Source organism: Nocardioides candidus (assembly GCF_041321175.1).
Classification (GTDB): Bacteria; Actinomycetota; Actinomycetes; order Propionibacteriales; family Nocardioidaceae; genus Nocardioides.
In genome coordinates, this window is record NZ_JBGGWC010000001.1 from 305738 (window position 1) to 318824 (window position 13087).

Sequence of the window (13087 nt, forward strand, 5' to 3'; positions counted from 1 at the left end):
GGCGACGTCCTCGACCAACGGTCGGTCGGTCAGTCGTTGCCGGCGCGGGTGGCGGCGATGAGGTCGGCGTACCACTCGAACGACCGCTTCCTCGTGCGCGCCTGGGTCGTCCGGTCGACGTGCACGAGGCCGAACCGCTGCTGCCCGAGCGTCCACGCGAAGTCGTCCAGCAGCGACCACGCGTAGTAGCCGCGCACGTCGACGCCCATCCGGATCGCCTCCTCGACGGCCTTGAGGTGGGCGGCGTGGTAGTCGATCCGCGCCTGGTCGTCGACCCGGCCGCCGGCGTCGGGCGCGACGTCGTAGGCGCAGCCCGAGGCCGTCACGAAGATCGGCGGTACGGCGGCGCGCAGCCGCGCGCGGAACATGATCAGCCACTCGCGCAGCGCGTCGGGCACGACCGACCACCCCACGTCGGTGACCGCGTGGCCGACGACCTCGCGGAACTCGAACGGGATCGGCGCGGTCTCGTCGGTCACGCCGATCCGGATCGGTGTGTAGTAGTTGACGCCGTAGAAGTCGAGGGGCTGGCGGATCGTCGCGAGGTCGCCGTCGTGGACGAAGCCGTCGAGCAGCAGCTGCAGGTCGGCCGGGTAGCGACCGAGCAGCATCGGCTCGAGGTACATCCCGTTCCAGAACGCGTCGAAGAGCTTGGAGGCGCCGACGTCGGCGTCGTCCTCCGAGGCCGGCCACACCGGCGCGTGGTTGTTGGCGCACCCGACGCTCGTCGCCCCCGCCGCGCGCAGCGCCATCGCCGCGCGACCGTGCGCCAGCAGCAGGTGGTGCGCCGCGGGGGTCGCGTCGAGGAGCAGCCGGCGGCCCGGGGCGTGCTCCCCCGTCGCATAGCCGAACGTGGTCACCACGCTCGGCTCGTTGACCGGCACCCAGTGCTCGACCCGGTCGGCCAGGCGCTCCGCGACCACGGTGGCGTAGTCGGCGAACCGGTCGACCGTGCCACGGTTGAGCCAGCCGCCGTCGTGCTCGAGGGCCTGCGGGAGGTCCCAGTGGTAGAGCGTCGCCATCGGCTGCACGCCCGCCGCGAGCAGCCGGTCGACGAGACGGTCGTAGTGGTCGAGGCCCTCCGGGTTGGGCGTGCCGCTCCCCGTGGGGAAGATGCGCGGCCACGCGATCGAGAACCGGTAGCCGCCGACGCCGAGGTCGCGCAGGAGGGCGACGTCCTCGTCGACGCGGTGGTAGTGGTCGGCCGTGGTGGTCGCGTCGCTGCCGTCGGCGATGCGGCCCGGCTCGGCCGCGAAGGTGTCCCAGATGCTCGGCCCGCGACCGCCCTCTCCGACGGCTCCCTCGACCTGGTAGGCGGAGGTGCCCACGCCGAAGCGGAAGCTTGCGGGCAGCCTGGGCCCGTGATCCCCCGCGGTCACGTGCACAATCCTGCAGTGTGAGCGTGGAGATCCGCAGGAGTTCGAGCCGGTTCGTCGAGCAGGAGCAGGGGCGGCGCACCCAGCACGCCTTCTCCTTCGGCCCGCACTACGACCCGGCGTGGTCGTCGTTCGGCCCGATGGTGTGCCACGACGACCACCTTCTCGGGTCGGGCCGCGGTTTCGACACCCATCCGCACGCCGACCTGGAGATCGTCACGACCGTCGTGTCCGGCTCGCTGGAGCACGCGGACTCGCTCGGCACCTCGGGCGCGCTGGCCCCCGGCGAGGTGGCGGTGCTGACGGCCGGTGCAGGCGTGGAGCACAGCGAGATGGCCTCTCCCGAGAGTGCCGCGCGGTTCGTGCAGGTGTGGCTGCGGCCGGACGTGGTGGGTGCTCCACCAGCCTATGCCCGCGGCTCCTCGGCGGCCGCGACCCCCGGCGCCGGGCTGGTGCCCGTCGCGGGCGAGGACACCGACCTGCCCCTCGGCGTCGCGGGCGCGGGGTACGCCGTCGCGCGGCTCGCGCCCGGGGAGTCGCTCGTGCTCCCGGCCCGTCCCCGGCTGCACGCCTACGTCGCCTCGGGCGCGCTGCTCCGCTCCTCGCTCGCCGAGCCGCTCCAGGCCGGCGACGCCTACTGCCTCACCGAGGAGCCGGACCGCGAGGTCACCGCGGCCGTGGACACCGAGCTGCTCGTGTGGACCTTCGCCTAGTCGCGGTCAGCGCAGGATCTTGATCGCACCAGGGCGCAGCTCGACCACCAGCGGGTCCGAGCCGGCGGCGGGCAGGTCGCCCAGCGCCTCGCCGTCCGCACCCACGGGGACCGGCGCGCCGGTGCCGCTGTAGCTGCCGGTGACCGTCACCCGGGTCCCCCGCCGCACACTGACCTCGTCGAGCGCGACGTGCCGGCCGTCGTACACCTTGGGCAGCGAGCGGATCAGGTCGAGCCGCCCAGCGGCCTCGATGACGACCACGTCGAGCTCGCCGTCGGTGACCGAGGCGTCCGGTGCGATCGCCATGCCCTTGCCGTAGAAGCGGGAGTTGGCGATGACGACGTTGGCGGCACGGTGCTCGGACCGGACGACGCCGTCGGCCCCCTCGACGGCGACGGTGATGTCGAGCGGACGGTAGGTGGCCAGGCCGCGGACCGACGCGAGCGGATACTGCAGCGCCTTGGGCAGCCAGTGGGAGCGGTCGACGATCTGGGCGACGCGGGCGTCCACGCCGGCGTACACCGAACCGGCCACCATCAACGGGGAGCGCCCCGACTGGGTCACCGAGAGCAGGTCCACCGGGGTCGGCACGCCGTCGAGGAGGAGTGCGGCCTGGGCCGCCTCGTCGGCCGGCACCTCGAGCATCCGGGCGAAGTCGTTGCCGCGGCCCGCGGGGACCACCGCGAGCTCACCGCCCGCGTCGACCACCGCGCCGGCGACCGACGAGAGCATCCCGTCGCCACCGACGGAGACGACGACCCGGTCTGCCGCGACGGCCACCCGCACCAGGTCGGGTACGACGGCCGGCGAGCTCGTGTAGCTGACCTCGACGTCGGCTCCGGCCTCCCGCAGGCGCCGGGCGAGCGGCACGACGACCTTCGGCGCCGCACCCCCGCCCGAGTTGGGGTTGACCAGGAACGTGAACGCGCGGTGCTGCCCGCGGCCTCGCGCTTCGGCCGCGGTCACGGGATCAGCACACCCGGGTTGAGGATCCCCGCAGGGTCGAGCTCGCGCTTGACGGCGCGGAGGATGTCCACGCCGACGTCGCCGATCTCCGGCGTCAGCCAGCCCTTGTGGTCGGTGCCGACCGCGTGGTGGTGGGTGATCGAGGCACCGCTCGCGACGATCGCGTCGTTGGCCGCGCGCTTCGCCTCCAGCCACCGCTCGAGCGGCTGGTCGCCGCCCGCGGCCGCGATGGTGAAGTAGAGCGAGCAGCCGGTCGCGTAGACGTGCGAGATGTGGCAGAGCACCATCGTGCCCTCGCCGAGCGCGCCCTCGAGCGCCGCCTTCACCGCGCCGTAGAGCCGATCGCGGTTCGACCAGAAGGTCACCGTCTCGAGCGTCTCGACGAGCACGCCGACGTCGAGCAGCGCGTCGCGGAGGTAGGGAGCGTCGAACCGTCCCGCCGCCCAGGCCTCGCCCGGCTCCGTGCCCAGCGGGGTGCCGCCGAGCGCGGCGAGCGCCTCCGTCACCGCCGCCTTCTTGGCGGCTGTCGCGGACGGCGTGCCCTCGTAGCCGGTGATCATGAGGCAGCCGCCCGCGCCTTCGCCGCCGATCGCGTCCGGACGCGCCAGGTTGATGGCGGTCTCGTTCTCGTCGGAGAGGCGGAGCACCGTCGGCAGCAGGTCGCCCTGTGCGAGCGCGCGCATCGCCGCGGCACCGGCCTCGAACGACGGCCACTGCCAGCCCTCGTACTCCTTCACCTCGGGCAGCGGCCGCACCCGCACGGTGACCTCCGTGATGACGCCGAAGGCACCCTCGGAGCCGAGGAACAGCTCGCGCAGGTCGGGGCCGGACGCGTTGGACGGCGAGGTGCCGCCGAGCCGGACCTCGCCCTTCGGGGTGGCGGCGCGCAGGCCGACCACCATCGCGTCGAACCGGCCGTAGCCGGCGCTGGACTGCCCGCTCGACCGGGTGGCAGCGAATCCGCCGATCGTCGCGAACTCGAAGCTCTGCGGGAAGTGGCCGAGCATCAGGCCGTGCTCGGCGAGGAGCGCCTCGGCCTCGGGGCCGCGCAGGCCGGGGCCGAGGGTCGCGGTCGACGACACCGGGTCGAGCGCGAGCAGGCTGCGCATCCGGCCGAGGTCGAGCGAGACGATCCCCGCGAAGCCGTCGCGCTGGGCGACCAGGCCGCCGGTGACCGCCGTGCCGCCCCCGAAGGGGACGACGGCGATCCGGTGCTCCTGGGCGATGTCGAGGATCGCCTGCACGTCGTCGTGGCTGCCGGGGCGCACGACCACGTCGGGGGCGTCGGCCAGGTCGCCGCTGCGCTGCCGGAGCAGGTCGGGGGTCGACTTGCCGCGGGTGCGGAGTCGCCGGGTCGCGTCGTCGAGGACGACGTGGTCGTCGCCGATCGCCGCGCGGAGCAGGTCGACCAGCTCGGGAGCGAGGTGCGAGGCGGGGACCTGGACGTCCTCCCGGGCGGGGGTGTCGCCGAGCGAGAACACCAGCCCGACGAGGTCGCGGACCCCCTCGGGAAGCGGGGCCGCGTGGGCCGGGTCGCCCCACCGCGTCGGCGGCATCTCGGGCTGGAGCTGGGTGGGGGTGCTCTCGTTCATGTGTTACATTGTGACACATCACGTCACAGTGTCACAAGCAGGAGCCTCCAATGAGCGAACGCGTCGCCGCAACCACCGAACGGAACCGGGTCCAGCACGACGACTACCTGGACGCCGCCCGGGCATGCATCCTCGACGTCGGCTGGCGGCGGACCACCCTCACCGAGGTCGCCCGTCGCGCGGGGGTCTCCCGGATGACGATCTACCGCACCTGGTCGGACATGCAGCAGCTGCTCGGCGACCTGATGACGCGCGAGTGGGGCGAGCTGGTCACGACGGCCCAGCCGACCGGTGGGTACGACGACCCGGCCGGCCCCGCGCCTGCCGACATCGCCGACGGCGTGCTCCGCGCGGTCGCGGTGCTGCGCGACAACGAGCTCTTCGTGCGGATCGTGGAGCTCGACCCCGAGCTGATCCTCCCCTACCTCCTGGCCCGTCGCGGCCGCTCCCAGGAGCTGATCCTCGGCCTCCTCGTGGCGGTCGTCGAGGCCGGCCAGGCGGCCGGCACCGTGCGCGACGGGGACCCGAGGGCGATCGCGCGGGCCGTCGTACTCGCTGCTCATGGGTTCGTGCTGTCCGCCCACACGATGGCCGACGACGACCTTCCCGTCGACGCCCTCGACGCGGAGCTGAAGCTCCTGATCGAAAGGACCCTGGCGCCATGACCTCGCGCATCACCCCCGGACTGGCCGGCGCCCCGGACGCCGTCGACGTCGTCGTCGTCGGGCTCGGCGTGACCGGCGCGGGCGTCGCCCTCGACGCGGCCAGCCGCGGTCTCAGCGTGCTGGCGGTCGACGCGTTCGACCTCGCGTGGGGGACCTCCCGGTTCTCCTCCAAGCTCGTGCACGGCGGTCTCCGCTACCTGGCGAGCGGCCAGGTCGGCATCGCCCACGAGAGCGCCGTCGAGCGCGGTCTCCTGATGGAGACCACTGCGCCGCACCTGACCCGCCCGCTGCCGACGATCGTGCCACTGGCCGCGGGCGTGACCCGCCCGATGGGCGCGCTGACCCGCGCCGGCCTGTTCGGGGGCGACCTGCTGCGCCGCGCCGCCGGCACCAGCGCCGACACCCTGCCCAAGCCGCGCCGCCTGACTGCCGCGGAGACCCGGCGCCTCGCCCCGACCCTGCGCGCCGACGGCCTGCGCGGCGCGATCCTCGGCTGGGACGGCCAGCTCGAGGACGACGCCCGGCTGGTCACCACCATCGCCCGCACCGCCGCGCAGCGCGGGGCGGCCGTGCACACGCACGCGCGGGTGCTCTCCGCGACCGGCACCTCGGTCACCCTCCGCGACGAGCTCACCGGGGCGACCCGCGCCGTGCGGACCCGCACGGTGATCAATGCCGCCGGCGTCTGGGCGGGCGACGTGGCGGCGGACGTGCGGCTGCGGCCCTCGCGCGGCACCCACCTGGTGCTCCGCGGCGACACCCTGCCCGGACTCGACGTCGCCGTGTTCGCGCCGATCCCGGGCGAGCGCAACCGCTACGTGCTCGTGCTCCCGCAGCCGGACGGCCAGCTCTACGTCGGCCTCACCGACGAGCCCGCCGACGGCCCCGTGCCCGACGTGGCCGAGCCGACCGAGGTCGAGATCGGCTTCCTGCTCGACGTCGTCGCCGCCTCCTTCTCGCGACCGCTGCGGCACAGCGACGTGGTGGGCGCCTACGCGGGGCTGCGTCCGCTCCTCGACACCGGGGGCCCCGAGGACGGGACGTCCAGCACCGCGGACCTCTCCCGCAAGCACGCCGTGCTCACCGGCCCCGAGGGCGTGGTCACGATCGTCGGCGGCAAGCTGACGACGTACCGCCGGATGGCGCAGGACGCCGTCGACGCCGCGGTCGCCCACGCCGGCCTGAGCGCAGGTCCCTGCGTCACCGCGACCCTGCCCCTGGCCGGCGCCGCGCCGCGGGTCGAGCTGGCCGAGCTGGCCCAGCGCGCGCCCTCCCCGGGCCACGCCCGGTTGGTACGACGCTTCGGCACCGACGCCACCATCGTCCTCGACTCCGCGCGCGAGACCACCGGACTCCCCGACGACGAGCTCCTCGCCCCGATCCACCCCACCGTCCCGGTCACGCTCGCCGAGCTCGTCTTCGGCGTCACCCACGAAGGTGCCGCCGACGTCGACGACCTGCTCGACCGCCGTACGCGCGTCGGGCTGGTCCCCGCCGACCGCCCCCTCGCCGTACCCGCCGCGGAGCGGGCGCTGGCGCTGGTTCAGGAATCCCCGGTCGACCGGGGAAACTGACACTTGTCGGGGTTTGCAAACCCCGATAAGTGAGGGAATCCCCGGTCGACCGGGGATTCCTGACGACGCCGCCGATGAGTTTTCCCGTCGACCCGAGTCCAACCATCAGGCAGACTCACAACATCTTCGGGGGCAGGCGATGGGAACGACGGTGACCGAGCAACTGACGGGCGAGCAGGCGATCGGCGACGAGCTCGCGGACTTCGACACCCTGACGGGCCGCTACCAGCGCGAGCTGATGGCGCACTGCTACCGGATGAGCGGGTCGGTGCACGAGGCCGAGGACCTGGTGCAGGAGACGTTCCTGCGCGCGTGGAAGGCGTCGGCGAGCTTCCAGGGCCGCAGCTCGGTGCGCACCTGGCTCTACAAGATCGCGACCAACGTCTGCCTGACCAACCTCGAGGGCCGCCCGCGACGGCCGCTTCCCGCCGGCCTCGGCACCGCCGACTCCGTGGCCGGCGACGCGCTCGAGTCCGACGCCGACATCCCGTGGCTGGAGCCGATCCCCGACGCCGCCGTCGAGGTCGCCGAGCGCGACACGATCCGGTTGGCGTTCGTCGCCGCGCTCCAGCACCTGCCGGCGCGGCAGCGGGCCGTGCTCATCCTCCGCGACGTGCTGCGGTGGTCGGCCGCCGAGACCGCGACGGCGCTCGACACCACGACGGCCGCGGTCAACTCCGCACTCCAGCGCGCGCACGCCCAGCTCGACGAGCGGGCGTTGACGCCGGACACCGTCCAGGCCGACCTCGACGAGTCGCAGCGACGGCTGCTCGACGCCTACCTCGCGGCGTTCTGGGCCAAGGACGTCGACCGGATCGTCCAGCTCCTGCAGTACGACGCCACGTGGGACATGCCGCCCTTCCTCAACCACTACAAGGGCGCGAAGAACATCGGCGACCTCATCGCGAGCCAGTGCCCCGGCGGCACCCACGACATGCCGATGCTGCCCACGGTGGCCAACGGCCAGCCGGCGTTCGGCCTCTACATGCGCCAGCCCGAGGGCCACTTCGAGCCGTTCCACATGCAGGTCCTCGACCTCAGCGGCGAACGGGTCCGCCATGTCACGGCGTTCTTCGGTGTCGAGCACTTCCGCCGCTTCGGCCTTCCCGAACGACTGCCCGCCGACTGGCAGCCCGCCGCGATCGGCTGACCCGATGTCCGCCCTCCCCGGTCCGGCAGCCGCCGCGGACCCGGGGGTCGCGCTGCTCGAGCGCGCGCTCGCCTACACCCGGAGCACGCTCGCCACCGTCACCCCTGCCCACCTCTGCCTCCCGACGCCGTGCGATCGGTGGCGCCTCGGCGACCTCCTCGCCCACATGGAGGACTCCCTCGACGCCTTCGCCGAGGGCGCGCTCGGCACGATCGGCCTTCACAGCGCCGCCCCCGCACCCCTCGACGAGCGCATCACCGCGTTGCAGACCAAGGCGTGCGGCCTGCTGGGGGCGTGGTCCGCGGCCACCACCGACGTCGTGGAGGTCGGGGGGCAGCCGATGGCGGTCGGCACGATCACCCGCCTGGCCGCACTGGAGATCGCGGTGCACGGCTGGGACGTCGGGCGTACGACGGACGCCGGACTGCCGCTACCCGAGGCCTTCGCCCGCGACCTGCTGCCGACCGCGCTCGCGCTGGCGATCGAGCACGACGGGGAGTTCGGTCCCGCCGTACCGGTGCCGGCCGACGCCGGTCCCGAACGCCGGCTGCTCGCCCTCCTCGGCCGCCGCTCACTCCCGCGGCGCTGAGCCCCGGGGCGGCTCAGGCCTGGTGCTCGACGACGTACTGCTCGAGGCGCCGGTCGGGGACCAGCCAGATGATCGCCACGGCGACGAAGAAGACGATGCCGACAGCCGGGTGCAGGAAGGCCGCGGCCACGATGCCGAGCACGTAGAGCACCGGCGAGAGCTTGCCCTTGAGGTCGGAGCCGAGTGCCTCGCGCAGCTGCGAGTCACCGCCCTCGGCGCGGAAGACGGCGAGCTGGAGCACGTAGTAGGCGAGGGCGGCGAAGAGCAGGTTGACGCCGTAGACGACGACCGGGGTGTGCTCGTCCCAGCCGTACTCGTTGATGGCGTCGTCCATCCACGCCGTGGTGAAGGGGTAGAGCGAGAGGGAGAGCAGCAACGTCAGGTTGGCCCAGAGGACCGCGCCGTCGACGCGCCTGACGATCTGGAACATGTGGTGGTGGTTGTTCCAGTAGATGCCGATGTAGACGAAGCTCAGCAGGTAGGTGAGCAGCCCCGTGCCCGTCTCGTCCCAGAGGGCGCGGAGGGTGGGCTCCTCCGGCACCTTCAGCTCCAGCACCATGATCGTGATGATGATGGCGAGCACGCCATCGCTGAAAGCCTCGAGCCGGCTCGTCGTCATGCCCGGCATTCTGTCGGAACGGTCGGGTCGGTGCGCCAGACCGCCGGGCGGTTCTGCCCGCCCTCGGCCGGGATACGATCCGTCTTCCACCGTCCGACGGAGAAAAATGACGCTCTTCCTGGTGCTGGGCTTCGCAGGCCTCGCACTGATCGCCCTGTCGGTCGTCGTCGGCGACCTCCTCGAGGGCGCGTTCGGCGGCGCGTTCAACATCCTCGAGTCCGACGTGTTCTCGACGGCCGTCCTCGGCGGCTTCGTGTCCGCGTTCGGGTTCGGCGCCGCCGCTGCCGACGGTGCCGGGCTGCCGACGCTGCCGGCGGTGCTCGTCGGCGGCGCGAGCGGCGTCGCGGTGGGCTGGTTCGCCTGGTGGCTGACGCGACTCATCAAGGACGGGCCGAGCGACGGCACCGTCTCCATCGGACACACCGTCGGTCGCGTCGGCCGGGTGCTGACCGACATCCCCGGCGGCGACGGCTACGGCGTCGTCCGGATCAGCGTCGGCGGCCACGTGCTGCAGTGCAACGCCATCGCCGTGCTGGCGATCCCCTCGGGCACCGAGGTCAGCATCACCGGAGTCCTGTCCCCCACCGCGGTCACCGTGGCCCCGGTCTGGACACCGTCCTAACACCTCCAGGAAAAGGGAACAGGTCAATGTCATTCGCTGTCGCGGGGCCGGTCATCGGCGTCGTCGTCCTCATCGTGCTGCTCGTCCTGCTCGTCACCAGCCGCTACAAGGTGGCCGGACCGAACCAGGCGTTCCTCGTCACCGGCCGCAAGGGCAAGGCGGTCATCAACCCCGAGACCGGCGAGCTCACCACCGACCTGTCCGGCCAGAAGGTCGTGCTCGGCGGCGGCGTCTTCGTGGTGCCGTTCATCCAGAAGCTGGCGACGATGGACCTGTCGAGCCGGCGGATCTCGGTGCACATCAGCGGCGCCGTGTCGGGACAGGGCATCAAGCTCAACCTCGACGGCGTGGCGATCGTCAAGGTGGGCGGCAACGCCGACCAGATCCGTCTTGCGGGCCAGCGCTTCCTCACCCAGCAGGCCGACATCGAGCCCTTCACCCAAGAGGTGCTCGCCGGTGCGCTCCGCTCGATCGTCGGCGGCCTCACCGTCGAGCAGATCATCCGCGACCGGGCGGCCTTCGCGCAGCGCGTGGCCGACGAGTCCGAGGCGTCGCTCACCGGCCAGGGCCTGATCCTCGACACCTTCCAGATCCAGGACGTCACCGACGACGGCACCTACCTCTCCGACCTCGGTCGCCCGGAGGCCGCGCGCATCAGCCAGGCCGCGTCGATCGCCGAGGCCAACGCACGGCAGGCCGCCGAGCAGGCCCGCATCGCGGCCGAGCAGGAGATCGCGATCGCACAGCGGACGCTCGCGCTGAAGCAGGCCGAGATCAAGGCCGAGACCGACGCTGCCGCAGCGCAGGCTGCGGCCTCCGGCCCCCTGGCCCAGGCCGAGCGCGACCAGGCGATCTTCACCGAGCAGGAGAAGGTCGCCGTACGCCAGGCCGCGCTCACCGAGCGGCAGCTCGAGACGCAGGTCCGCAAGCCGGCCGACGCCGAGCGCTACCGCGTCGAGCAGGAGGCCAACGCCCGCCGCTCGGCCGAGATCGCGGCGGCCGAGGCCAAGAAGGCCGCCACCATCGCCGCCGCCGAGGCCGACGCCGAACGGGCCCGGCTCTCCGGTGAGGCCGAGAAGTCCCGCCGTACGGCGCTCGCGGAGGCCGAGGCGATCGAGGGCGCCAAGCGCGGTGAGGCCGAGAAGGCCCGCCGTGTCGCGGAGGCCGAGGCGACCCAGGCCGAGGGTGACGCACAGGCCTCGGCGACCCTCGCGGTCGGCCAGGCCGAGGCGGCGGCGATGGACAAGCGCGCCGCGGCGTTCGCGCACTACAACGAGGCCGCGGTGCTGCAGATGCTCATCGAGGTGCTGCCCCAGATCGCCAAGGAGGTCGCCGCCCCGATCGCCTCGATCGACCAGCTCACCGTGCTCTCCACCGACGGTGCCGGCGCGATGCCCAAGCAGGTCGTGCAGAACGTCGCGCAGACCCTGGAGATGTTGAAGTCCACCACCGGCCTCGACCTCGAGGCGCTCCTGCACAAGGCGATCGACAAGGCCGACCCGGCCGCCTCGCCGAACCCCACGGTCGTCCCCGGCACCGCCGAGGACTCCGAGGGCTCCTGACCGTCGGGAGGGTCAGCGGGTGGGCGACCGCGTGGCGCCCCACCGGTGCACGCGGCGGTCAGCCGGCAGGAAGGGCAACGTACGTCGTGTCGAGGTACTCCTCGATGCCCTCGAACCCGCCCTCGCGACCGAAGCCGCTCGCCTTGACGCCGCCGAACGGCGCGGCGGGGTTGGACACCAGGCCGGTGTTGATGCCGAGCATGCCGAAGTCCAGCGACTCGGCCAGTCGGATCGTGCGGGCCAGGTCGCGGGTGTAGGCGTACGCCGTCAGGCCGTACTCCGTCGCGTTGGCGCGCTCGACCGCCTCGTCCTCGGAGGCGAAGGTGGTGATCGGGGCGACCGGGCCGAAGATCTCCTCGGCGTTGACGTCGGCGTCGGGCGGTACGTCGACGAGGACGGTCGGGCGGTAGAAGTACCCCGGGCCGTCGGGGGCGCTGCCACCGGTCACCACGCGAGCACCGGCGTCGACGGCCTGGTCCACCAGCGCGGTCACGCTCTCGACGGCCTTCTCGTCGATGAGCGGGCCGACGTCGACGCCGTCGTCCTGGCCGCGGCCGAGCGTGAGGGCACCCATCCGGTCGGCGAGCTTCCTGGCGAACTCCTCGGCCACCGACTCCTCGACGAGGAAGCGGTTGGCCGACGTGCAGGCCTCCCCCATGTTGCGCATCTTGGCGATCATCGCGCCCTCGACGGCCGCGTCGACGTCGGCGTCGGCGAACACCAGGAACGGCGCGTTGCCGCCGAGCTCCATGCTCACCCGCTGCAGCTGGTCGGCCGCGAGGCGCACCAGGCCCCGCCCTACCTCGGTCGACCCGGTGAAGCTGATCTTGCGCAGGCGCGGGTCGGCCAGCAGCGCCTCGCCGACCTTGCTCGAGCTCTTGGTCGTGATCACGTTGAGCACCCCGTCGGGGAGGCCGGCCTCCGCGAGGAGGTCGGCGAGCATCAGCATGGTGAGCGGCGTCTGTCCGGCCGGCTTCACGACCATCGTGCAGCCGGCCGCGATCGCCGGGCCGATCTTGCGGGTGCCCATCGCGAGCGGGAAGTTCCACGGCGTGATGAACAGGCACGGACCGACGGGCTTCTTGACGGTCAGCAGCCGCGAGCCGCCGGCCGGGTTGTGCATCCATCGCCCGTGGATGCGCACGGCCTCCTCGGAGAACCACCGCAGGAACTCGTTGCCGTAGGTGACCTCGCCCTTGGCCTCCTTGATGGTCTTGCCCATCTCCAGGCTCATGACCCGGGCGATGTCGTCGGCACGGTCGTTGACGAGCCCGAACGCGCGACGCAGGATCTCGCCGCGGTCCCGGGGCGCCGTCGCGGCCCAGTCGGCCTGGGCGGCGGCCGCGGCGTCGAGCGCGGCCATCGCATCGTCGACGGTGCCGTCGGCGACGTCGGTCAGCACCGACCCGTCGGCCGGGTCGATCACGTCGAAGCGGCCTCCCCCGGAAGCGCCACGCCACTCCCCTCCGATGAAGAGCTGGCGACGGTCGGCGGGCAACGGCTCGGTGCTCATGCGGCCACTCTGACACGCGGGGCCAGCGCACGGCCTCCCTCGGTCGTGATGACCTCGGTTCGACAAATGTTGTGCCGAACCTTGCGCGACGTCACCAGCCGCGGGTTATCGTGGGCACGTCGTTTCGGAGGGAGCACCGTCGAACC

Annotated in this window: 12 protein-coding genes; 7 read left to right on the forward strand and 5 right to left on the reverse strand. The window is 72.9% G+C overall.

The features are described from left to right. Positions 1-29: 29 nt before the first annotated feature. Positions 30-1379 (reverse strand): GH1 family beta-glucosidase, encoded by a 1350-nt coding sequence (locus ACAX67_RS01500; RefSeq protein ID WP_370702046.1) that lies wholly within the window; start codon positions 1377-1379, stop codon positions 30-32. Positions 1380-1396: 17 nt separating this feature from the next. On the opposite strand from ACAX67_RS01500, the gene ACAX67_RS01505 reads away from it, so the two are divergent. Beyond that, complete coding sequence (locus ACAX67_RS01505; protein ID WP_370702047.1) at positions 1397-2089, forward strand: pirin family protein; 693 nt, start codon at positions 1397-1399, stop codon at positions 2087-2089. 6 nt (positions 2090-2095) lie between these two features. On the opposite strand, the gene ACAX67_RS01510 is transcribed toward ACAX67_RS01505, so the two are convergent. Continuing rightward, positions 2096-3055, reverse strand: coding sequence for a diacylglycerol/lipid kinase family protein (locus ACAX67_RS01510; RefSeq protein ID WP_370702048.1), 960 nt, complete (start codon positions 3053-3055; stop codon positions 2096-2098). After that, entirely contained in the window at positions 3052-4647 is a 1596-nt protein-coding gene (locus ACAX67_RS01515) for an FAD-binding oxidoreductase (protein WP_370702049.1), read from the reverse strand. The genes ACAX67_RS01510 and ACAX67_RS01515 overlap by 4 nt, the downstream gene beginning before the upstream one ends. A 50-nt stretch (positions 4648-4697) precedes the next feature. Here ACAX67_RS01515 and ACAX67_RS01520 point away from each other — a divergent pair, with 50 nt between their 5' ends. The 4 genes from ACAX67_RS01520 (at position 4698) to ACAX67_RS01535 (ending at position 8625) form a co-directional block, all read left to right on the forward strand. After that, complete coding sequence (locus tag ACAX67_RS01520) at positions 4698-5312, forward strand: TetR/AcrR family transcriptional regulator (RefSeq protein ID WP_370702050.1); 615 nt, start codon at positions 4698-4700, stop codon at positions 5310-5312. Continuing rightward, complete coding sequence (locus ACAX67_RS01525) at positions 5309-6886, forward strand: glycerol-3-phosphate dehydrogenase/oxidase (protein WP_370702051.1); 1578 nt, start codon at positions 5309-5311, stop codon at positions 6884-6886. The genes ACAX67_RS01520 and ACAX67_RS01525 overlap by 4 nt, the downstream gene beginning before the upstream one ends. Positions 6887-7037: 151 nt before the next feature. Continuing rightward, complete coding sequence (locus ACAX67_RS01530) at positions 7038-8036, forward strand: sigma-70 family RNA polymerase sigma factor (protein WP_370702052.1); 999 nt, start codon at positions 7038-7040, stop codon at positions 8034-8036. Positions 8037-8040: 4 nt separating this feature from the next. Beyond that, complete coding sequence (locus tag ACAX67_RS01535; protein WP_370702053.1) at positions 8041-8625, forward strand: TIGR03086 family metal-binding protein; 585 nt, start codon at positions 8041-8043, stop codon at positions 8623-8625. Between the two features lie 13 nt (positions 8626-8638). Here the strand turns inward: ACAX67_RS01535 and ACAX67_RS01540 are convergent, their stop codons facing one another. Then, complete coding sequence (locus ACAX67_RS01540) at positions 8639-9244, reverse strand: TMEM175 family protein (RefSeq protein WP_370702054.1); 606 nt, start codon at positions 9242-9244, stop codon at positions 8639-8641. 106 nt (positions 9245-9350) lie between these two features. Between ACAX67_RS01540 and ACAX67_RS01545 the strand changes: the two genes are divergently transcribed. Further along, positions 9351-9866, forward strand: a complete 516-nt coding sequence (locus ACAX67_RS01545; RefSeq protein ID WP_370702055.1) for an NfeD C-terminal domain-containing protein — start codon at positions 9351-9353, stop codon at positions 9864-9866. 26 nt (positions 9867-9892) lie between these two features. Next, entirely contained in the window at positions 9893-11428 is a 1536-nt protein-coding gene (locus tag ACAX67_RS01550) for a flotillin family protein (protein ID WP_370702056.1), read from the forward strand. A gap of 58 nt (positions 11429-11486) precedes the next feature. Here ACAX67_RS01550 and ACAX67_RS01555 read toward each other — a convergent pair whose 3' ends face one another. Further along, entirely contained in the window at positions 11487-12941 is a 1455-nt protein-coding gene (locus tag ACAX67_RS01555; protein ID WP_370702057.1) for an NAD-dependent succinate-semialdehyde dehydrogenase, read from the reverse strand. Positions 12942-13087: the final 146 nt, after the last annotated feature.

Coding starts and splice junctions, on each gene's coding strand:
- ACAX67_RS01545 (WP_370702055.1), top strand. CDS start 9,351: ATGACGCTCTTCCTGGTGCTGGGCTTCGCAGGCCTCGCACTGATCGCC.
- ACAX67_RS01515 (WP_370702049.1), bottom strand. CDS start 4,647: ATGAACGAGAGCACCCCCACCCAGCTCCAGCCCGAGATGCCGCCGACG.
- ACAX67_RS01540 (WP_370702054.1), bottom strand. CDS start 9,244: ATGACGACGAGCCGGCTCGAGGCTTTCAGCGATGGCGTGCTCGCCATC.
- ACAX67_RS01550 (WP_370702056.1), top strand. CDS start 9,893: ATGTCATTCGCTGTCGCGGGGCCGGTCATCGGCGTCGTCGTCCTCATC.
- ACAX67_RS01520 (WP_370702050.1), top strand. CDS start 4,698: ATGAGCGAACGCGTCGCCGCAACCACCGAACGGAACCGGGTCCAGCAC.
- ACAX67_RS01535 (WP_370702053.1), top strand. CDS start 8,041: ATGTCCGCCCTCCCCGGTCCGGCAGCCGCCGCGGACCCGGGGGTCGCG.
- ACAX67_RS01525 (WP_370702051.1), top strand. CDS start 5,309: ATGACCTCGCGCATCACCCCCGGACTGGCCGGCGCCCCGGACGCCGTC.
- ACAX67_RS01555 (WP_370702057.1), bottom strand. CDS start 12,941: ATGAGCACCGAGCCGTTGCCCGCCGACCGTCGCCAGCTCTTCATCGGA.